The organism is Salinispora sp. CH2A1_6 (genome assembly GCF_056820975.1).
The window spans coordinates 361,060-382,107 of the sequence record NZ_JBXEDG010000001.1 but is presented as its reverse complement, the minus strand read 5'-3'; the positions used below and the strand labels follow the sequence as shown (position 1 = coordinate 382,107).

Genomic DNA, 21,048 nt, shown 5'->3' with positions numbered 1-21,048 from the left:
CTCAGCTGAACAACGGACGAACCAGGAAGTACGTCAGGGCACCGATGCCGCCGGCCGCCGGGAAGGTGAGAATCCAGGCGCCCACGATGTTGCCGGCGACCCCCCAACGCACAGCGGAGAGCCGCTTGGTGGCGCCGACACCCATGATCGCCGAGGTGATCGTGTGGGTGGTGGAGATCGGCGCGCCCAGCACCAGCGCGTTGAAGTAGAGCACCGAGCTGGCCACGGTCTCGGCGGCGAAGCCCTCCGGCGGCCGCAGGTCGATGATCTTCCGGCCCAGGGTCCGGATGATCCGCCATCCACCGGCGTACGTGCCGGCGGCGAGCACCGCGGCGGAGGTCCAGAAGGCCCACTCCGGGATGTGCGTCGGACTGCCCTGGAAACCACCCACGAAGAGGGCGAGCACCACGATACCGATCGTCTTCGCCGCGTCCTGCATGCCGTGGCCGACCGACATGGCCGCGGCCGAGGCGCTCTGGGCCCAACGGAAGCCCCGGTTGAGCTTGCCCGGGTGCCCCCGCCGGAAGATCCACTGCACCGCGACCATCACGATGTAACCGAGCAGGAGACCGACCATCGGCGACAGGATCATCGGAATGATGACCTTCTGGCCGATGCCGCTCCACAGCACCGCGCCGGACGCCGCCACCGTGGAGCCGACCAAGCCCCCGATCAGGGCGTGCGACGAGGACGACGGCAGGCCGAAGTACCAGGTGATGAGGTTCCAGACGATGGCACCGACCACACCGGCGAAGACGATCGCCAGGCTGGCCGTGCCGGTGGGCAACTCCACCAGGCCGCTACCGACGGTCTTGGCGACCTCCGCACCGAAGTGGGCACCGATGAAGTTGCCGACCGCCGCCATGGCCAGGGCGACCCGGGGGGTCAGCGCTCGGGTGGAGATGCTGGTCGCGATCGCGTTGGCCGCGTCGTGGAATCCGTTCGTGTAGTCGAAGACCAACGCAACTGCGATCACCGCCAACACGGCGACGAGTTCAGGGGTCACGGATCAGGACTCCTTGACCGCGATTGTCTCGACTGTGTTCGCCACGTGCTCGAAGGCGTCGCAGGCAGCCTCAAGCTCGTCGGCGACCTCCTTCATCTTCAACACGGTCAACGCGTCGTACTCGCCAGAGAAGAGCCGGACCAGCAGCATCCGGTACGCCTGGTCGCCGTCGTTCTCGAGCCGGTTGCACTCGATCCAGTAGTCCTCGAGGTCCCGCATCGACCTCAGTCGGGGCATCGCCTCAGCGGTCAGCCTCGCCTGCTGGTCCAGGACGTTGACCAGTTCGTGCATCTCCCGGGGCAGCGACGGCAGCTCGGTCAGGCCGTACAGGTAGAGGAGGTTTCCGACCGCCTCCAGGTGGTCCATGACGTCGTCGAGCAGTGAGCCGAGCCGGTAGATGTCCTCCCGGTCAAACGGCGTGATGAAGGTAGAGTTGATCTTCTTGTACAGCTCGTGGGTGATCTGATCGCTGTCGTGCTCCACCTCGGTGAGCCGCTCGCTGACCGACTGCACCACAACGCCGGGCAGGGCCAGCTCGTTGAGGAGTTCGGTGCCCCGCACCAAGTTCTGCGCGGCCCTGGTGAAGAGCTCGTAGAAGGCACCCTCGTTCGGGCGGAAGGAAAACTTCACAGGACGGACCTCGTCGTGTCGGTGGGGGTGGCGGCCACCTCGCGCGGTGACCCGAGTGGGAATGCTAGGTGCCGCCGAAACGCCGAATGAACCGGCCCACCACTAGCTTACTTTCGTTCATGTTCGGTTAACTGTCTGTTCACCTTTATCGGTTCTGGGCCTCCGTTCCGGCTCGGGGTAGCGCGCCGGCAAGCGGATACCCCACACATCCGATACCGAACATGCCCCACGGCCCCACCGCGACCCACTACGGCCCGTGGCGACCCTGCGTAACCACGCGGCCATCCCGCAGTCGCCCCCGGCAACTCCCACGACCACCCCTCGGTGACGAAATGACCACCCTCGGCGACGCCATGCCATCCTCAGTGACGCAGCGGCCACCCTCGAGAGCATGAACCTGCGGGTTACGCACGCTGTCGAGCTGCACTCACGAAAGGGCCGCGATATACCTCACACCGATTCCGGTCCGGGCCGGGCGGCCACCTCGCCGGGGGCCGAAACCCGGACAGCGGACACATGTGGCGCATCCCGGTGGGGTGTCTACGACACCGGCCGGCCCCGATGAACTTTCGGACCGGCTACGGAGCGTCAACTGGTTCGCGACCCGGCCTCAGCCCACCGAACCATCCCCTCAACCGCGCAGGAGCCACGCTCCGGGTCAGCCCGTTCAGACGACCAGGGCCAGCCACTTTCGGTACGACGTAGCGAACGGCTCGGTGCCATCGCCCAACGCGGCGAACAGCCAGTGGGCTGCGGCGTGCGCTTCGGAAACCACGTCGTCCGGGTAGCCGAACCGCTTGCGGTGCTCGGCGAACTCATCCTCGTCCAGCAGCTCCACCAGACCGGACCCACGCCGCCGCACCACGTCAAGATCAAGGTCGAAGAGGTGCACGGTGTCGTCGTTCTCCCAGCGGGCTGGACTGGCGATGTCGCAATAGACCTCGCTGGTCCGCGGCGGCGGGTTGAACATGCCGGTCCACCACGCGTGATGCGGCACCAGGAGCACGAACGGGATCTGCTCGACGGAGGGGCGGCCGTGGTAGACCGAGGGGGTGCCGACCGGCACGCCGAGCCAGATGCCGAGGTCGTCCTCGGCGAGCCGGCGAGCCGGATAGTCGCGGTGGGCGCTGCCGTCGTACTTGCGGTAGATCACGCGGACCACGTCGCTCGGCATGACTGGCACCCTAGCCGATTCGGTGGATCCGACGTAGCAGGGAGATAACCGGACGCGACCGGTCAGTTGCCAGACCGTGACGACGCCGCGCCGCCGGCCGAGAGCCAGCTGTCGGCGCCGACCGGTACCGTCGCACGGTGACCCCGCCCCGCACCGCCACCGATTCCGCCAGCCCGAAGTTCCGAACCGGCAGCCGGCGCTCCGGCGGTGGGGTGACCGGAGCCGACCTGCTCGCTGCGGCGGTCAACGCGGTCCCCGGAGGCGCCGCACGTCCGGGCCAGCAGGAGATGACAACGGCGATTGAGGCAGCCGTAACCGCCCGCGAGCACCTGCTGGTGCAGGCCGGCACCGGCACCGGCAAGTCCCTGGCGTACCTGGCGCCCGCGCTCACCGTTGACGGCCCGGTGGTGGTCTCCACCGCCACCCTCGCGCTCCAGTCCCAACTGGTGGACCACGACCTCCCCCGGCTGGCCGACGCGGTGGAGCCGCTGCTCGGTCGGCGGCCCACCTTCGCGGTGCTCAAGGGGCGGCACCACTACCTCTGCCTCGCCCGGCTCGACAACGCCACCGAGGCGGAGCCGGGCGACACCCTCTTCGATACGCCGAAGCCGGGCGGCACGACCTGGCTCGGCGAGGCTGGGCGCCTCGGCCGACAGGTCCAGCGGCTCCGCGACTGGGCGGAGAAGACTGACACCGGCGACCGGGACGAGCTTGATCCCGGCGTTGACGAGCAGGCCTGGCGCCTGGTGTCCATGCCGGCACGCGAATGTGTCGGTACCGCCCGTTGCCCGTTCGGCGCCGAGTGTTTCGCCGACGCCTCCCGAGCCCGCGCCCGTGAGGCCGATGTCGTGGTGACCAACCACAGTCTGCTCGCGGTGGACATGCTCGCCGGGCGACACATCGTTCCGCCACACCAGCTGCTCATCGTGGACGAGGCGCACGAGCTGGCCGATCGGGTCTCCTCCGCCGCGCAGGCGGAGCTGGTGCCGGAGTCAATCGACCGGTCCACCCGTCAGGCCCGCCCACTACTCCGCCCGGAGACAGCCGAGGCACTCACCGCGGCGGGTGACGCCCTGGCCGTCGGGCTCGCCGAGGCCCCCGCCGGTCGGCTCACCACCGGGCTGCCGACCCCGCTGCGGGAAGCCTGCACGCTGCTCGACGCCGCGACCCGCGCGGCGCTCGACGCGATCGGTGAGGTCAAGGCCGACGACCCGGACCCGGTCCGCAAACAGCAGGCCAAGGCGGTGCTCGACGAGCTGTCCGGGACCGCGCAGCGACTGCTGGAGGAAGCCGACCACGACGTGGCCTGGGTGGAGCGCAACGACACCATCGGGCGGCGGGCGCTCGTGGTCGCCCCGCTCTCGGTGGCCGGCACCCTCGCCACCCACCTTTACGAGGAACGCACCGTCGTCGCCACCTCAGCCACCCTGACCCTGGGGGGCCGCTTCGACACCGTTGCCCGCGGTCTGGGCCTGGAGGTTCCGGCTGCCACGACCGAGGCCCCCGTCACCTCCGGCCCGGACTGGCAGTCACTCGACGTCGGCTCTCCGTTCGACTACGCCCGGCAGGGGATCCTCTACGTCGCCGCGCACCTGCCCCGACCCAGCGCCTCCGGCCTGCCCGAGGCGGCCGGTGCGGAGCTTCTCGAACTGGTCGAGGCGCTCGGCGGACGAACGCTCGGGCTCTTCTCGTCCCGGCGGGCCGCGCAGCAGGCGGCGGAGCTGCTCCGGGAACGCACCGACCTGCCCGTGCTGCTTCAAGGCGAGCAGGCACTGCCGCTGCTGGTCCGCCGATTCCGCGAAGAACAGGCGAGCTGCCTGTTCGGGGTGATGTCGCTCTGGCAGGGGGTGGATGTGCCGGGCGACGCCTGTCAGCTGGTGGTCGTGGACCGACTGCCCTTCCCACGACCGGATGAGCCGCTCGCCGCTGCCCGTGCCGCCGCCGTTGATGCCGACGGGGGATCGGGGTTCGCCGCGGTCAGCGTGCCGATCGCGGCCGTCCGGCTGGCCCAGGGCGTAGGCCGGCTGATCCGGGCCACCGGCGACCGAGGGGTGGTCGCGGTGCTCGACTCCCGGCTGGAGACCGCCCGGGGGTACGGCCCCTTCCTCCGCCGGTCGCTTCCGCCGTTTTGGTACACGACCCGCCGCGACGTGGCCCGCGGCGCCCTCGAGCGCCTCGCCAAGGCGTGACCGGTACGCCCCCACGCTGGCGGGCGGGTCAACGCGCCCTGTGACACCGGCCGGCGCCGACCGGCGAGGGACCGCTGACGACGCCGACAGCCGCGGACAGGTCAGGGAGCCCTGCTCGCGACGACGACCGCGTCCGACGGGGTCTCCGGAACGGTACGGGCGGCGAGGCGACGTACGGCTGTGTTGAGCACCGCGATCAACGGCACCGCGATCAGCGCCCCGGTGATCCCGGCGAGTACCACGCCGGCGGCGATACCAACGATTACGGCGAGCGGGTGGATGGCCACCGCCCGCCCCATGATCATTGGTTGGAGCACGTGCCCCTCAAGCTGCTGCACACCGATCACCACACCCAAGATGATCAACGCGGTGATCGGTCCGCTGTCCACCAGGGCGACGAGCACCGCGACGCCACCGGACAACGTCGCACCAATGATCGGAATGAACGAGGCGAGGAAGATCAGGGCGGCGAGCGGGAATGCGAACGGGATGTCGAAAATCACCAGGAAGATGCCGATGCCGAGCGCGTCGATGAAGGCCACCAGCACGGTGGCCCGTACGTAGGCGCCGAGTGTCTGCCAGGAGGCCCGGCCGGCGTCGTCGATCTTCCAGCGGGCGTTGACCGGCACCAGCCGAACCATAAAGCGCCAGATCCGGCTGCCGTCACGCAGGAAGAAGAAGGTCGCGAAGAGCACCAGGATCGTGCCCGTCAACACCTCGGCCAGGGTGGCCGCAGTGGAGAGCGCTCCGCTGGTCAACCCAGCCGTATTCTCGTTGAGCCACTTCTCGGCCTCGTTGATGTAGTTGTTCAGCTGCCGGTCGTCGAGCTCCAGGGGGCCGGTTCTCAACCAGTTCTGGATTTGGCGTACGCCCTGGGACGACTTCGCGCTCAGCTCCGGCACGCCCTGGATAAACTCATTGACCACCAGGGTCAGCGTGCCGATCACTGCAGCCAGCCCACCCACCAGCACCACGGCGGTCGCCAGCGACCGCGGGAACCGGACCCGGAGCAGCCAGCCAACGGCCGGGGCCAGCAGCGCCGACAGCAGCAGCGCGATCGCCAGCGGAATGATCACGATCCGGATCTGACCCACGATCCGCAGCAGGGCCCAGGCGACGATCCCGATCGCGAGCAGGCGCCAGGACCAGGCGGCCCCGATCCGGAGCGCGTGCGGCACATCCGCGTCGTCCCGGCTGGTCGTCGAGCTGTGCAGCGGCGGGGATGCCTCCACGCCGCTGACCGGCGGTGGTGGCGGGGCTGGTGCCGGGCTCGGTTCAGCCGGCACGGTGGTTCCGGGAGTCCCGGCGCGCAGGCCCGCCGATCGCCGCCGGATTCGGTACGACTCGTACGCGCGCCGAAGCCCTCCACGCATCCGCTCGAAACGACTCAAGCGCACCTCCTGGCGTCAACGCGATCCGCTCCCCCGGTAGGTCGGACAGGATACGCCGTTTACCACCACCCGTGGGGTTGATCTGTCAGCGGATGCCCGCGGCCACCGCCGGGGAACCACGGCCGGGCGGCGGAACGGGACACGGTAGCGTCTGGCCTCGTGACCAACGACGAGAATCTCGACTCCGGCCTGCCGATCCGGCTGCTGCACGATCGGGTGCTGGTCCGTATGGAGGGCAGTGAAGGTGAGCGCCGCTCCACCGCCGGCATCGTGATTCCGGCGACAGCCGCCGTCGGCAAGCGGTTGGCCTGGGCAGCCGCAGTGGCGGTGGGGCCGAACGTCCGTTCCATCGTCTCCGGCGACCGGGTGCTGTTCGATCCGGACGACCGCTCCGAGGTTGAGCTACACGGCCGCGGATACGTGCTGCTGCGCGAGCGGGATGTACACGCCGTCGCCGCCGAACGTGTCGAACCGGACTCCACCGGCCTCTACCTGTAGCCCCGAGACCACCGGCCCCCGCCGGTAGCTGTTTGCTCCGCTCCCTCCCGGGAAGTTAGCCGCACCAGGTGCCCTGGGGAGGGACGATGCCGGTACTGCTCAAGAAGTTGCTGTTCTGGGGCTTCATCGCGTTCCTGATCTACTTTATGGCGTTCCGGCCCGATGGGGCGGCGGAGATGGTCAAAGCGATCGGGGGCGTGCTGATGGCGTTGGCACAGGGCCTCGGCGACTTCCTCACCAGCCTGATGACCTGACCGTCCGGTCCTGCCTGACGCCCCGGTGGGCGTCAGGCAGGACCCGCTCAGTGCTGGCCGGGGGGCCCCGAGGCGGGCGGCCCAGCGGCGGGCGGTGGCGGATAGCCGGGTGGCACCGGGTAGCCGGGCGGAGCAGGGTAGCCCGGCGGCACCGAATGGCCGGACGGAGCAGGGTAGCCCGGTGGAACGGGGTAGCCCGGTGGAACGGGGTAGCCGGGTGGAACGGGGTAGCCGGGTGGTACCGAATGGCCGGGCGGAACGGGGTAACCACCGGGTGGAGCGGGCGGCGCAAGCACGACCGGGATCGGTACCACCGGCTCCTCCGGCGCCGCTACCGCGCGCTGCGAGCCATCCGGGAACCGCAGATGGTAACGGTGCCCGTCCCACACCCCGGCGGGGGCGCGCGGATCCCGGCCGACGAAGAACGCCCGGTAGCCGCTGATCAACTCCAGCAGATGCCGCTCCTCGGCCACGGCCCGCTCCCGCTGCGCCGGACGGTCGTCCAACCCACGACGCACCCCGTCCCGCAGCAGGGCGAGCCGGGTGGCGGCGAACTGGTAGCCACGCATCGCCCTCCGCCCCTGGTCGCCACCGACCCGCTTGGCCCACACCCGGGCGGCGTGCCGCCGGCCGAGACTGCTCAACGTCGCCACCTCCGGCGGGGTGAGCCAACCGGAGCGGACGTAGTCGGGCAGGATCCGCTCAGTGAGCCGCCCTTCCCAGGAGCGCAGCCAGACCGCCAGCCCCACCATGCCGAAGAAGATCGGCACCATGACGCCGATGAGGCCGTAGAGCTGAATCAACAGCTCCCCGGTGGCCTGGGTCAACGTCGGCAGCAGGTTCCAGGCTCCGTGCAACATCATCGCCAGGAGCAGGCCGGCCGCGGGGGCCAGCACCCGCACCCGCCGGTCGGCGCTACGGGCGGCGATGCCCAGGCCTATCCCGGTCATCGAGGTGAACAGCGGGTGGGCGAAGCCGAAGAGCAGGATCCGGAGGATGAAGATCAAAATTACCTGGAGCGTGCCGGTCGCCGGGCCGTACTCCTCCACCCCCGTCCGATATCCGAGCCCGCCGAGATAGAGGATGTTCTCCACCATCGCGAAACCGATCGCGGAGAGCCCGCAGTAGACCAGGGCATCGGTGATTCCGGAGATCTCCCGCCGCCGGAAGATCAGCAGCAGGATCGGCCCCAGCGCCTTGGTCAGCTCCTCGATGAAGGGCGCGACCAACACCGCCGTGAGCGCGGTCGACAGACCCGCCGCCTCGAACCGGCCCGCAGCGAAGGTGTTGACCACCAGCGACACCGCGGTGGACACGAAAGCGCCCCAGGCGAAGCAGAAGACCAGGTACCGCAACGGCTCCGGCTCATACCGGTCGAGCCAGAGGAAGCAGGCGACCAGTACCGGGACCGGCAGCACCGCCGCGATCACACCGATCAGCAGCGCATCCGTACCAAGGCTCTCGCCAAGCCTCCAGAGCATGAACACGGCGCAGGCCGCGATCAGCAGGATCACCCCGGCCAGGACGAGGTAGCTGAGCCAGTTTCGGCGGCGGGACGGCATCTGCGGAGCGGCCGTCGGTGCGGCGGTGATCGGCGGCGGCGGGGGCGCGCCGGGTGGGGTGTCGGCCATTCCGTCAGCGTAGTCACCACCGACCCGGCCGGCCGGCCACACCGCTGCCCGCTAGACTGCAGAGCAGGTCACGAGCGCCAGCGACAAGCCCCGGCTTGCTGGCCGGCAACCCTCGTCGAGGTTCGCGGTGGGGTGCCCCGGGTGATGACCGGGCCGGGCGCGGCGCGCGTCGGGCAAGCGCGGACCCCGTCCACCCGCCCGGGGTCCCTGACCCTGGAGAAGCCACCCTGATGACCTGCGCCCTCGCCCCGTCGCCGACCGCCGCCGGCCCACTCGACGTACTCGGCGTCCCCGGTCAGATCAACCTGGACTACGCGGCCAGCGCCCCGTGCGCGCAGGCCGCGGCGGACGCCGTGACGGCGCTGCTGCCCTGGCACGCGAGTGTGCACCGGGGCGCCGGGGCCCTGTCGCAGCACTGCACCCTGGCCTACGAGCGGGCCCGGCAGACGGTCGGCGACTTCTTCGGCGCCCGCCCCGACGACCACGTCGTCTTCACCCGGAACACGACGGACGCGCTCAACCTGCTGGCCCGCGCGCTACCCACCGGCACCACGGTGGTGACATTCGGCAGCGAGCACCACGCCAACCTGCTCCCCTGGCCGCGCGGGCCGGTCCGGCTGCCGATGCCAGAGCACCCCGCCGGTGCGGTGCGTGCGCTCGATGCCGCCCTCGGCGAGCTGCGCCGCGGCCCCGGCCGCGAGCCGCCGGTGCTGGTCGCGGTGACCGGCGCGAGCAATGTGACCGGCGAGCGGTGGCCCGTGGCCGAGCTGGCGCAGGTGGCCCGGCGGCACCGGGCCCGAATCGCGGTGGACGCGGCGCAGCTCGCCCCGCATGCCCCCGTTGACGTCCGCGCCCTCGATCTGGACTATCTGGCCGTCTCCGGTCACAAGCTGTACGCGCCGTTCGGCGCGGGAGTGCTCATCGGGCGGGCCGACTGGCTGGACGCGGCCCCGCCGTACCTGGCCGGCGGTGGCGCGACCAGCCACGTCGGCGTCGCGACCCACGACGTGCAATGGGTGGCCGGGCCGGGGCGACACGAGGGCGGCACGCCGAACCTGGTCGGCGCGGTAGCGCTCGCCGCAGTGTGTGACGCCCTCGCCAGCGCCGACCGGGCGGCGCTGCACGACGCCGAGCAGCGGCTGCTGGACCGGCTGCGGGCGGGGATCGCCGCGTTGCCGGACGCGGTTGAGCTGCACGCCTTCGGGCCGGCCGTACCGCGGGTGGGGATCGTCTCGTTCGTGCTGGCCGGCCGGGACTCGGCCGAGGTCGCCGCCCACCTGGCCCGAGAGCACCGGATCGGGGTGCGCGACGGGCTGTTCTGCGCCCACCCCTTCGCCCGGCGGCTACTTACCGAGGCGTCCGCCCGCAGCGGTCGGCGGGACCTGCCGGCGACCGCACTGCGGGCGAGTATCGGGCTGGGTAGCACCGAGGAGCACGTGGATCACCTGCTGGCGGCACTCGCCGCGCTCGATTGACCCGCGGTTTCGCGGCGGCTCGCCGGGACGGCCGGCGGGGGCCAGAAACCACACCCCGCCGGATCACCCCGCCGCGGACGGGGGGTCCGACTTCCCCTCAGGCTGCTCCGACTCCACCGCGCGCTTCTTGTTTTCCTTCAGGTCGCCGAAGGCCTCGCGGACCAGGCGGGTCGACTCCTCCTGGGTGACACCGGAGGCGACCAGGAGGTCGCTGGCGACGGTACGCACCTGGGCGATCACCACACTGCCGGAGAAGCCCACGCCATCGGTGTATGCCCGCGCGGCCTCTTTGACCGCGCGCAGCGACCGCTCGCGGGCCCGCTCCGGCTCCTCGCCGACGGCGAACTCGTGCCGGAGCAGCCGCACCGACTCAGCGAGGTGAACCATTGAGGCCGGCATCGGGTCGGGGATCTGCTCCGCGTCCTCGATCAGGGTGACAGCACGCCGGGCCAGCGTGGTGCTGTTTCGAATCGCCCGTTCGACCGGGTCGGCCGCCTCCGCGTAGTGGGTCAACTCGTCGCGGCGGTGCCACCGCGCGGGGGACAGCGTGGCGGTCTCCTTCGCGCCCTGGATCGCCTCGTCGAACGACGCAAGCTCTTCCTTGTGGTCACGGAGCTTCTCCAGCGAGCGGTGCGCCTTGTCCCGGTCCCGTTTTCGCAGCCCGTCAGCGGTCGCGTCGAGCTGGTTGGCGAGTAGGTCCAAGGCCGGCTGGGCAGCCCGGTTGAGTACCCGTACCGGGTTCAGTGGTAACAGCAGCGCGGTCACCAGTAGCGCGGCGCTACCGCCGATCAACGCGTCGAGGAACCGCGGTAGCTCCAGGTTGTGCCCGGCCGGGCTGAGCGTGACGATCAGAACAGCCGTCGCCGCCGCCTGGATCAGGATCGCGACGCTCCCGCCGGCGAAGACGGTCAGGAGAATCGCCGAGGTCACCACGAGACAGAGTTGCCACGGCCCGGTTCCCAACAAAAAGATCAAGAGGTCCCCAACCGCCACCCCGACCGCCACCCCGACGATCAGCTCCATCGTTCGACGGAAGCGCTGGCCGACCGAGACGGCGAGGGTACCGACCGCCGAGATCGGTGCGAAGACGGGCTGCGGGCTGCCCAGCAGCTCATGCGCCACCAGCCAGGAAATGCCGGCGGCGAGTCCGGCCTGCACGGAGAGCACCAACGTCGCGCGGACCCGGGACACCCGGTCGTGCAGAGTCGCCTGGCCGCGACGGCGCCACCGCTGCACCGTCGCCGCGATCCGGGCGCCGTCGATGTTCATACCACCGCCATCCCGCGCCCGAGTCGCTACACCAGCGAAGGTCGCTCGTCCCGGGCCACGGCGAGTACTACCCACCCCGCACCCGGTCGAATCCTCTGCACGGCAGTTCCGTACCGCGCGCCCGGAACGGACCGGCGACGAGCCGGGCGCGGGGTGGAGCGAAAGGGCCGGTCGCAAGGGCGGTTTGGGACGGAGCGAAAAGGGCCAGGCGCGAAGGCGGTTTGGGGGCGGGCACGAGGGCGGGTTTGGGAGCGGGCGGCGCGGGTCGTAGCCTCGGCTCATGGGCCCCCTCCTCGACGAGTTGCGTGCCGCGCTCGGCGCCGACGCGGTGTTGACCGACCCGGATCTGCTCCGGGCGCACCAACGGGACGAGGCGGATCTCTGCGCCGCCGGCACGCCACTCGTGGTCACCCGCCCCCGGGACACCGCCCAGGTGACGGCGGTGGTACGTGCCGCGGCGCGGCACAGGGCACCGGTGGTGCCGCAGGGCGCCCGGACCGGGCTGGCGGGCGCGGCGAACGCGGTGGATGGCGCCGTGGTGATCAGCACCTCGGCCCTGACCACCATCCTGGAGATCGATCCGGTCAGCCGAATCGCGGTGGTGCAACCCGGAGTGGTCAACGCGGCCCTCGGTGCCGCGGTCGCCGAGCACGGGCTGTGGTACCCGCCGGACCCCGGCTCCTGGGAGTCGTCCACCATCGGCGGGAACGTCGCCACCAACGCCGGTGGCATGTGCTGCGTGAAGTACGGCGTGACCACCGAGTACGTGCTCGGCCTCGAGGTGGTGCTCGCCTCCGGCGAGGTGCTGCGCACCGGACGCCGTACCGCGAAGGGGGTGGCCGGCTACGACCTGACCCGCCTCTTCGTCGGCTCCGAGGGCACCCTGGGGGTGCTCACCGAGGTGACCGTCGCGCTGCGGCCCGCTCCGGCGGAGTCGCTGACCATGGTGGCGGTCTTCCCGAGCGCCACCGCCGCGGGGGCCGCGGTGGCGGAGATCGCCGCCCAGGGTCTCTCCCCCAGCCTGCTGGAGCTACTCGACCAGACGCACCTGCGCGCCATCGAGGCGTACCGGCCGATGGGCCTGCGCCAGGACGCGGCGGCGCTGCTACTGGCCGCCGTTGACACCGGCGCGCGCGCCGCCGAGGACCTGGCCGCGCTGACGGCGGTCTGCACGGCGGCCGGCGCCGACGAGGTGTACGCGGCGACCGACGCGGCCGAGGCAGCAGCGCTGCTACAGGCACGCCGACTGGCGCACCCGGCGATGGAGCGGTTCGCCGCTGACACGTACCCGGATGGCAACGGTGGTCTGGTGATTGACGACGTGGCGGTGCCGCGCGGATCGCTGGCCGCCATGCTCGACGGGGTGGCGCGGATCGCCGCCGAGTGCGACATACCGATCGGGGTGGTGGGGCATGCCGGAGACGGCAACCTGCACCCGAACATCGTGGTGGATCGGGCAGACCCGGCGAGCCTCCACCGGGGGCGACGCGCGTTCGACGAGATCATGCGGTTGGGGCTCGAACTGGGGGGCACCTGCACCGGCGAGCACGGAGTCGGCCTGCTCAAGCGCGAGTGGCTGGCCGAGGAGGTCGGTCCGGTCGGGATCCGGGTGCACCACGCGATCAAGGCGGCGCTGGACCCGACGGGCCTGTTCAACCCGGGCAAGGTGCTCTGACCCGACGGGCCCGGTCAACCCGGCACAGTGCGCTGACCCGACGGGCTTGGTCAACCGGGCACGATGCGCCGACCCGACGCTGCGGCTACGGGGAGGGGGCGGCGCGCTCCACCGAATCCCCGTCCCCCCGGTCGGCGGCGAAGCCACGGACGTCGGGTGCGCCGAGCCGGGCCGTGTCGGCCGTCGCGTCATCCGGCATCAGCTGCGAGTTACGCTCCGCCGCCACCCGCGCCCGGTAGTGCGCCACCTCCCGGGCCCGGGCCTCGGCGCTCCAGCCCAGCACCGCGCCCATCAGCTCCGCGGTGTGTTCGGCGGACTCCAGGCCACGGTGCGCGGTCTCGATGGAGATCCGGGTCCGCCGGTCCAGCACGTCCTCCAAGTGCAGCGCCCCCTCGGCCCGGGTCGCGTAGGTCACCTCGGCGGCCAGGTACTCCGGGGCGCCGGCCAACGGCGAGCCGAGCAACGGGTCGGCGTCGACCAGGGCCAACAAGTCCAGGGCGAGGCTGCCGTAGCGCTCCAGCAGATGCTCGACCACGCCGACCGGGACCCCGTGCCGACGGGCCAGGTCCGCCCGGTCCCGCCACATCGCCGCGTACCCGTCGGCGCCAAGCAGCGGCAGGTCGGCCGTACGCGACCGCCGCGCCGCGCCGAGCCGGTGCGCCGCCCGGTCGACCACGTCCGCGGCCATCACCCGGTACGTCGTGTACTTGCCCCCGGCGACCAACAGCAGCCCGAGCATCGGCTCGATCACCGCGTGTTCCCGAGACAGCTTGGAGGTGGAGTCCGCCTCGCCGGCCAGCAGCGGTCGCAGCCCCGCGTACACGCCTTCGATGTCGGCGGTGGTCAGCGGCCGGTCCAGGACGGTGTTGACCTGCGCCAGCAGGTACTCGATGTCCCGGGCCGAGGCCGCGGGGTGGGAGCGGTCCAGCCGCCAGTCGGTGTCGGTCGTACCGATGATCCAGTGCCCGCCCCAGGGGATGACGAAGAGCACACTCGTGGCGGTCCGCAGGATCAGCCCGGTCTCGCCGGTGATCGCCGATCGAGGCACCACCAGGTGTACGCCTTTCGAGGCCCGGACCCGAACCCCGGGGCGTAGCCCGACATCGTCGAGCATCCGGGACATGTCGTCGCTCCACACCCCGGTCGCCGCGATCACGGTGCGGGCCCGCACCTCGAACTCGGCGTCCGGGGAGTCGGCCGGTGCCTCCAGGTCCCGAACCCGGACCCCGGTCACCTCGCGGGCCTGTCGGATCAGACCGACGGCGCGGGCGCTGGTGACCACGGTCGCGCCGAGGCTGGCCGCGGTCCGGGCGAGGGTGACCACCAGCCGCGCGTCGTCGACCTGGCCGTCGTAGTAACGGATCGCGCCGGCCAGCCCCTCCGCCTTGAGGCTCGGGAAGGTTCGACGGGCGCCCTCGCGGGTCAGGTGCCGGTGCAGCGGCATGCCCCGGCCGCCGCCGAAGACGCCGGCGAACGCGTCGTACGCCGCCACGCCCGCGCCGTAGTAGGCGCGGCGCAGCATCCGGGCCGGCAGGTCCCGGAGCCCGCCGCCGGGCAGCGGCACCAGAAACGGCACCGGGCGGACCAGGTGCGGCGCGAGCCGGGTGGCCAGCAGTCCCCGCTCGGTGAGCGCCTCGTGGACCAGGCCGAACTCGAGCTGTTCGAGGTAGCGCAGGCCACCGTGGATCAGCTTGCTGGACCGGCTGGACGTGCCGGCCGCGTAGTCGCGCGCCTCGACGAGGGCAACCTTCAGGCCACGCGAGGCGGCGTCCAGAGCGGCGCCAGCGCCGGTGACCCCGCCACCAATGATCAGGACATCGAAATGCTCGGCCGCCAGGCTGCGCAGGTCGGCGGTGCGCCGTTGCGGAGAGAGCTGGCTGGCCGTCGCTCGGGACACATTCGGGTCACGCACACCTCCACGGTAGCCCTCCCCGTCCCGGCCAGGGCAGCAGCGAATTCTGGGACACTTTGTCCCACCGCCGGCCCGGCGGTGGGACACAGTGGTACGGCGGTGTTTCCGACGACGCACCGCGGCGAATCCGACGACAACGTACGGTGTGCCGGTGCAGCCCGGACCCTGGCCAGCCCACCCCCTGCCGAGCCCGGCCGGCCCACCGCCGAGTGGCCCCGCACCGGTGGTCGCCGCCGTCTTCGTCGGTCTGTGGATCGTCGGCCTCACCGTGGTCACCCAGCTCGGCGGCTGGTTGACCGACCAACTCCTCCTCCTGTTCGGCGTGGACCGGTTGGTCTGGCTCTGGCCGGTAGCCACTGTCGCGGTGGTGGTGCTGGCCGGCATGCCCACCCTGCTGCTCGCCCTGCTGCCCCGTTCCCGCGTGGTCCGCACCGTCGGCCAGCTCTGGCTGGTGGGTCTGCTGGTGTTCGGCGCGCTGAGCCTGCCGCGGGTGCTGCCCCCGGTGCAGCACGAGGCGTATCTGGCAACGCTCGCCGGCACGGCCGGGCTGGCCGCCCTGCTCATCCACCGGCTGGTCGCCCACCGGATCGCGCCGCGGGCGCCGGAAGGCGGGTCGGACCGGCTCCGGCGGCACGCCCCACGCCCCGCCCCGGTGACGCTGCTCGGGCTCACCGGCGGGCTGGCCCTGCTGCTGCCGTGGGTCTGGGTCGGCGCGCTCGGGGGACTACTGGAGACGCTGCTCGCCGCACTCGCGGCCACGGCCGTGGGTGGCTTGGCAGCGACACTCCTGACCGATGCCTTCTGGTCCCGCCGCAGCGCCGACACCCCACCCCGGCCAGGCCCGCTGGTGCTGGTGGACGGTCTGGCCGCCGGCGTCGTTCTGCTGCTGCTCGGGGCAGGAGTCGGGCAGTCCGGCGCCCAGCTGCCGCTGCTGCTGGTGCTGCCGCCGGCCGGCTTCGCGCTGGCGGCGTTGGCCACCGCCGCCCGGCGGACAGCGACCGGCGTCGGGCCCGCCACCGCCGGGCTGGTGGGGCTGAGCGTCTTCGGCCCACTCGCCTGGGCCGACCCGGAGGAGGTCAGCCTGGTGCTGGCCGACGCCCGGGACGTGCCCTTTTGGGTGGCGGTCGCCACCGGCGCCGGCCTCACCGTCGCGGTCCTGCTCGCCATCGGCTACGGGGTGATGCTCTGCCGACGTCCCGGCGCCCGGCCCAGTCGGCTGGTGGCCGGGGTGGCGGCGGCCACCCTGCTGGTGACGACCGGGGCGGTAGCCGTCGGGCCGGGGCAGCCCGGGCTGCATGGGGAACGGCTCTTCGTGGTGCTCCGGGAGCAGGCCGACCTGAGCGGCGTCCCCGCCGCCACCGGGCGCGCCGGTCGCGACCGGCGGGCCGCCGAGGTCTACCAGCGGCTGGTGGAGACCGCCGAACGGACGCAGGCCGACCTGCGCCGGGAGCTGCGCCGGTTCCGGCTTGACCACACGCCCTACTACCTGGTCAACGCGATCGAGGTGGACGGCGGGCCGCTGGTGCGGGCCTGGCTGGCGGACCGTCCCGAGGTGGATCGGGTGCTGATCAGCCAGCGGGTCCGCCCACTACCCGCGCCCGCCCCGGTCGCCCTGGGAGACGCCGCACCGCCGCCGGGCGCGGAGTGGAACATCCGGCTGATCCGCGCCGACCGGGTCTGGTCGGAGCTGGGGATCACCGGTACGGGGGTGACCGTGGGTAGCTCCGACTCGGGGGTGGACGGCACCCATCCGGGGCTGGCGGCCGGCTTCCGCGGCGGGGACGACTCGTGGTTTGACCCCTGGAACGCCACCTCGACCCCGCGGGACCGGGGCGGGCACGGCACCCACACGCTCGGCAGCGCGGTCGGCCGGGACGGGGCCGGGGTCGCCCCCGGGGCCACCTGGACCGGCTGCGTCAATCTGGACCGTAACCTCGGCAACCCCGCGCTCTATCTGGACTGCCTCCAGTTCATGCTGGCGCCCTTCCCCGTTGGCGGGGATCCGTTCCGCGACGGTCGCCCACACCGCGCACCGGAGATTCTCACCAATTCGTGGGCCTGCCCCGCGCTGGAGGGCTGTGACGCTGGCGCACTCCAGCCGGCTGTTGCCGCCCTGGCCGCTGCCGGGATCCTCGTGGTGGTCGCCGCGGGCAACACCGGCCCCCGCTGCCGCTCGATCGAGGATTCCCCGGCCTTCCACCGGGATGTCCTGACCGTCGGCGCGGTTGACCGGCAGCGACGGGTGGCCGACTTCTCCTCGCGCGGCCCGGGCCCCGACGGCGGTACCAAGCCGGACCTGGTCGCCCCCGGCGCGGAGGTGCTCAGCGCGCTGCCGGGTGGCGGGTACGGCGCGCTCAGCGGCACGTCGATGGCGACTCCGCAGGTGGCCGGGGTGGCGGCGCTGATGTGGTCGGCCAATCCGGCGTTGATCGGGGATCTACCTCGGACGCGCCAGATCCTGACCGAGACGGCCACCGCGGTCCAGGTCAGCGACGACTGCGGCGATCCCGCGCAGGTCGCGGGTGCCGGCCTGGTGGACGCGTACGCTGCTGTCCGCGCCGCCCGCGGTTGAGGCGCGTTGGCCGAGGTTGACGCGCGTTGGCCGGGGGTTCCGCCGGCCGGGGACCTTCTTAACAACTGTGCACTGGTGGCCTAGGGTCAGCGTCCATGGATCTCAAGGTCACCGAGCTGACGCCGGAGCAGCTACCGACCGTGATCGAGCTGTGCGGCCGGTCTCTGGATCTGCCGGATGACGCCGCCGAGGCGGGGGCGATCGTGGAGACGCTCTGGCCGCGGGCGGCCGCGAGCCGCCCCGTCGTCGCGCTGGGCGCGCATCAGGACGACCGGCTCATCGGCGTACTGCTCGGCTCACTCTCCGCGCCGAGCAGCCCAGCCGGGCATGTGGACCTGATCGCGGTGGAGCCGGCGCACCGGCGGCGGGGCGGGGCGCGGGCGCTGGTGTCGCGCGCCGAGCGACGGCTCGCCGGCCTCGGGGCGAGGGAGGTGCTGCTGGCCGGCAACCCGCCGCACTATGCCTGGCCCGGCATTGATGTGCGCTACACGCCGGCGATCTGTGCGGCGGAGGCGCTCGGGTACACCCGGGACGGCACGGCCTGGAACATGACCGCCGACCTCTCCTGCGCCGAGAGCCCGGCGCTGCGGGCGACGGCACCGGCGGAACAGCGGCTGGCCGGTCAGGGGGTGACGGTACGACGGGCGGAGCCGGCGGATCTGCCGGCGCTGACGGCGTTCGCGTCGGGGACCTTCGACGGCGCCTGGGCCGCGGAGGTGGCCGAGTCGATTGGCCGGGACCGGGCCGGCTGCCATCTCGCCGAGCGCGACGGCGACCTCCTCGGCTTCGCCGCCTGGGGTTCGTCCCGGCCGGGTTGGTTCGGCCCGATGGGCACCGCGCCGGCCGCGGCGGGGTCCGGGATCGGTGGGGTGCTGCTGCGTCGCTGCCTCGCCGACCAGCGGGCCGCGGGGATCGCGCAGGCGCAGATTGGTTGGGTGGGGCCGGTTCGGTTCTACTCGGGCAGCGCGGGCGCCCGGATCGAGCGGGTCTTCTTCGGGTACCGGCGGAGCCTCGGGGGAGCAATAACCGGCAAATAGGATAGATCATCCGATAGCGTCATTCGCCCCCATTAGCCGGCAACGGCCCCTACCGTTTCGATGGAGGAGGCCCACATGACGACGGACGACGAACAGCCCGGGCCACCGTTGCCCGTTGACCGTCTCGACTTCGGCGACGCCGAACAGCAGGCGGAGATGGACGGCGCCGACGCACCGCCCGCCGACGAACCGGTGCCGGTCGTGGACGAGCCGGTCCCGGCGCCCCAGCCGTACGACCAGACGCAGAAGCGGCGCAACCAACGGCCGCTGCCCATGTGAACACGCAGCGGGGCGGACCGCTGAACGGCCCGCCCCGCTGGTCTCGCGAAAACTGGACTCAGAAGTCCATTTCTCCGCCGCCCGGGCCAGCCGGGGCAGCCGGGGTCTTCTCCGGCTTGTCCGCCACGACGGCCTCGGTGGTGAGGAAGAGCGCCGCGATCGACGACGCGTTCTGCAGCGCCGAACGGGTCACCTTGGCCGGGTCGATGATGCCCGCGGCCATCAGGTCCACGTAGCCACCGGTCGCGGCGTTCAGGCCGTGACCGGCCTCGATGCCACGGACGTGCTCGACGACAACGCCACCCTCGAGGCCGGCGTTGACGGCGATCTGCCGCAGCGGGCCGTCCAGCGCGATCTTGACGATCTGGGCGCCGGTCGCCTCGTCACCGGTCAGGTCGAGCTTGTCGAAGGCGGTCTTGCCGGCCTGCACCAGCGCGACGCCGCCACCCGGGACGATGCCCTCCTCGACGGCAGCCTTCGCGTTGCGAACGGCGTCCTCGATGCGGTGCTTGCGCTCCTTCAGCTCGACCTCGGTGGCCGCGCCGACCTTGATCACCGCAACGCCGCCGGCCAGCTTGGCCAGCCGCTCCTGCAGCTTCTCCCGGTCGTAGTCGGAGTCGCTCTTGTCGATCTCGGCCCGGATCTGGTTGACCCGACCCTGGATCTGCTCGGCGTCGCCGGCACCGTCGACGATCGTGGTCTCGTCCTTGGTCACCACGACCTTACGGGCGCGACCCACCATGTCGAGGCTGACGGCGTCCAGCTTGAGGCCGACCTCCTCGCTGATGACCTGGCCACCGGTGAGGATGGCGATGTCACCGAGCATGGCCTTGCGGCGGTCACCGAAGCCCGGGGCCTTGACGGCGACGGACTTGAAGGTGCCCCGGACCTTGTTGACGACCAGGGTCGCCAGGGCCTCGCCCTCGATGTCCTCGGCGATGATCAGCAGCGGCTTGCCCGACTGCATGACCTTCTCCAGGATCGGGAGCAGGTCCTTGACCGAGGAGATCTTGCTGTTGACGATCAGGATGTAGGGGTCGTCAAAGACGGCCTCCATCCGCTCCGGGTCGGTCATGAAGTACGCGGAGATGTAGCCCTTGTCGAAGCGCATACCCTCGGTGAGCTCGAGCTCCAGGCCGAAGGTGTTGCTCTCCTCGACGGTGATGACGCCTTCCTTGCCGACCTTGTCCATCGCCTCGGCGATGATCTCGCCGACGCTGGGGTCACCAGCGGAGATGGAGGCGGTGGAGGCGATCTGCTCCTTGGTCTCGACGTCCTTGGCGAGCTTCAGCAGCTCCTCCGAGACGCTGGCGACCGCGGTCTCGATGCCCCGCTTCAGGGCCATCGGGTTGGCGCCGGCGGCCACGTTGCGCAGGCCCTCACGGACCATGGCCTGGGCCAGGACGGTCGCCGTCGTCGTGCCGTCACCGGCGACGTCGTCGGTCTTCTTCGCGACCTCCTTGACCAGCTCAGCGCCGATCTTCTCGTACGGGTCCTCGAGCTCGATCTCCTTGGCGATGCTCACACCATCGTTGGTGATGGTGGGAGCACCCCACTTCTTCTCGAGCACGACGTTGCGGCCCTTGGGGCCGAGGGTCACCTTCACGGCGTCAGCGAGCTGGTTCATGCCCCGCTCGAGGCCGCGGCGAGCTTCCTCGTCGAACGCGATCATCTTGGCCATACGGCGTTGTCCTCCTGGACACTCACGGGCCACCCGAGAGGGTGTCTCCCGGATGGGCCGCCTGGTTACGCACCTTCAGACATCGCCACCTGGCGACGGCGACGTCCGTCGGCCGGGCCGGATAGCCCGCGACGACCGGCCAACTGCCGCACCCGCGTCTGGCGACGCCGCTGCGGCCGTGGCCCTCCCGCCCCGACCATTGGCACTCACGGTATGCGAGTGCCAAGGACCTGTTTAGCACTCCCCCCTGCCGAGTGCAAGCACGATCGCCCAGGGCAGTCGACTTCCACCGCCCCGCCGAGCGACGTTCACCAGCCCCTCGTACGCCGACGGCGCGGCAACCACGGCAACGAGCCCTACCTGCTGGTCAGGTAG

At 71.6% G+C, this 21,048-nt stretch carries 16 protein-coding genes and 1 riboswitch; of the genes, 8 read left to right on the top strand and 8 right to left on the bottom strand.

Annotated features, from left to right (window positions below; genetic code table 11):
* Position 1: 1 nt before the first annotated feature.
* From AC1UKG_RS01795 to AC1UKG_RS01785, 3 genes are all read right to left on the bottom strand, one after another.
* Positions 2-1,006 carry an inorganic phosphate transporter gene (locus AC1UKG_RS01795; RefSeq protein ID WP_018744894.1) on the bottom strand — a complete coding sequence of 335 codons (1,005 nt, stop codon included), beginning with the start codon at positions 1,004-1,006 and terminating at the stop codon, positions 2-4.
* 3 nt (positions 1,007-1,009) lie between these two features.
* Positions 1,010-1,636 (bottom strand): DUF47 domain-containing protein, encoded by a 627-nt coding sequence (locus AC1UKG_RS01790; protein WP_018218078.1) that lies wholly within the window; start codon positions 1,634-1,636, stop codon positions 1,010-1,012.
* A 667-nt stretch (positions 1,637-2,303) separates the two neighbouring features.
* Complete coding sequence (locus AC1UKG_RS01785; RefSeq protein ID WP_018744893.1) at positions 2,304-2,810, bottom strand: DUF402 domain-containing protein; 507 nt, start codon at positions 2,808-2,810, stop codon at positions 2,304-2,306.
* Positions 2,811-2,947: 137 nt separating this feature from the next.
* On the opposite strand from AC1UKG_RS01785, the gene AC1UKG_RS01780 reads away from it, so the two are divergent.
* Positions 2,948-4,999, top strand: coding sequence for an ATP-dependent DNA helicase (locus AC1UKG_RS01780; RefSeq protein WP_482641954.1), 2,052 nt, complete (start codon positions 2,948-2,950; stop codon positions 4,997-4,999).
* A gap of 101 nt (positions 5,000-5,100) precedes the next feature.
* Here the strand turns inward: AC1UKG_RS01780 and AC1UKG_RS01775 are convergent, their stop codons facing one another.
* The gene (locus AC1UKG_RS01775) at positions 5,101-6,372 is read right to left on the bottom strand and encodes an AI-2E family transporter (RefSeq protein ID WP_018814670.1); all 1,272 of its coding nucleotides are present in this window, start codon (positions 6,370-6,372) and stop codon (positions 5,101-5,103) included.
* Between the two features lie 177 nt (positions 6,373-6,549).
* Between AC1UKG_RS01775 and AC1UKG_RS01770 the strand changes: the two genes are divergently transcribed.
* Entirely contained in the window at positions 6,550-6,888 is a 339-nt protein-coding gene (locus AC1UKG_RS01770; RefSeq protein ID WP_018221608.1) for a GroES family chaperonin, read from the top strand.
* Positions 6,889-6,974: 86 nt separating this feature from the next.
* A complete protein-coding gene (locus AC1UKG_RS01765; RefSeq protein WP_018218073.1) occupies positions 6,975-7,142 on the top strand; it encodes a hypothetical protein in 168 nt (55 codons plus the stop codon).
* A gap of 47 nt (positions 7,143-7,189) precedes the next feature.
* Here the strand turns inward: AC1UKG_RS01765 and AC1UKG_RS01760 are convergent, their stop codons facing one another.
* Positions 7,190-8,815: a PrsW family intramembrane metalloprotease gene (locus AC1UKG_RS01760; protein ID WP_029123718.1), complete on the bottom strand. Its 1,626-nt coding sequence runs from the start codon at positions 8,813-8,815 to the stop codon at positions 7,190-7,192.
* A 24-nt stretch (positions 8,816-8,839) separates the two neighbouring features.
* Positions 8,840-8,959: riboswitch (SAM riboswitch) on the top strand.
* A gap of 44 nt (positions 8,960-9,003) precedes the next feature.
* Here AC1UKG_RS01760 and AC1UKG_RS01755 point away from each other — a divergent pair.
* Complete coding sequence (locus AC1UKG_RS01755) at positions 9,004-10,248, top strand: aminotransferase class V-fold PLP-dependent enzyme (RefSeq protein ID WP_482642107.1); 1,245 nt, start codon at positions 9,004-9,006, stop codon at positions 10,246-10,248.
* A 63-nt stretch (positions 10,249-10,311) separates the two neighbouring features.
* On the opposite strand, the gene AC1UKG_RS01750 is transcribed toward AC1UKG_RS01755, so the two are convergent.
* Positions 10,312-11,517, bottom strand: a complete 1,206-nt coding sequence (locus AC1UKG_RS01750) for an FUSC family protein (protein WP_482642108.1) — start codon at positions 11,515-11,517, stop codon at positions 10,312-10,314.
* Positions 11,518-11,797: 280 nt separating this feature from the next.
* Here AC1UKG_RS01750 and AC1UKG_RS01745 point away from each other — a divergent pair, with 280 nt between their 5' ends.
* Positions 11,798-13,192, top strand: a complete 1,395-nt coding sequence (locus AC1UKG_RS01745; RefSeq protein WP_482642109.1) for an FAD-binding oxidoreductase — start codon at positions 11,798-11,800, stop codon at positions 13,190-13,192.
* An 85-nt stretch (positions 13,193-13,277) separates the two neighbouring features.
* Here the strand turns inward: AC1UKG_RS01745 and AC1UKG_RS01740 are convergent, their stop codons facing one another.
* Positions 13,278-15,089: a glycerol-3-phosphate dehydrogenase/oxidase gene (locus AC1UKG_RS01740; protein WP_482642147.1), complete on the bottom strand. Its 1,812-nt coding sequence runs from the start codon at positions 15,087-15,089 to the stop codon at positions 13,278-13,280.
* A 160-nt stretch (positions 15,090-15,249) separates the two neighbouring features.
* Here AC1UKG_RS01740 and AC1UKG_RS01735 point away from each other — a divergent pair, with 160 nt between their 5' ends.
* The 3 genes from AC1UKG_RS01735 (at position 15,250) to AC1UKG_RS01725 (ending at position 18,992) form a co-directional block, all read left to right on the top strand.
* Positions 15,250-17,676 carry a S8 family serine peptidase gene (locus AC1UKG_RS01735; RefSeq protein WP_482642110.1) on the top strand — a complete coding sequence of 809 codons (2,427 nt, stop codon included), beginning with the start codon at positions 15,250-15,252 and terminating at the stop codon, positions 17,674-17,676.
* Between the two features lie 95 nt (positions 17,677-17,771).
* Positions 17,772-18,713: a GNAT family N-acetyltransferase gene (locus tag AC1UKG_RS01730; protein ID WP_018744884.1), complete on the top strand. Its 942-nt coding sequence runs from the start codon at positions 17,772-17,774 to the stop codon at positions 18,711-18,713.
* 75 nt (positions 18,714-18,788) lie between these two features.
* Positions 18,789-18,992 carry a hypothetical protein gene (locus AC1UKG_RS01725; RefSeq protein ID WP_018814676.1) on the top strand — a complete coding sequence of 68 codons (204 nt, stop codon included), beginning with the start codon at positions 18,789-18,791 and terminating at the stop codon, positions 18,990-18,992.
* A gap of 58 nt (positions 18,993-19,050) precedes the next feature.
* Here AC1UKG_RS01725 and groL read toward each other — a convergent pair whose 3' ends face one another.
* A complete protein-coding gene (gene groL / locus AC1UKG_RS01720) occupies positions 19,051-20,673 on the bottom strand; it encodes a chaperonin GroEL (protein ID WP_018221617.1) in 1,623 nt (540 codons plus the stop codon).
* Between the last annotated feature and the right edge of the window lie 375 nt (positions 20,674-21,048).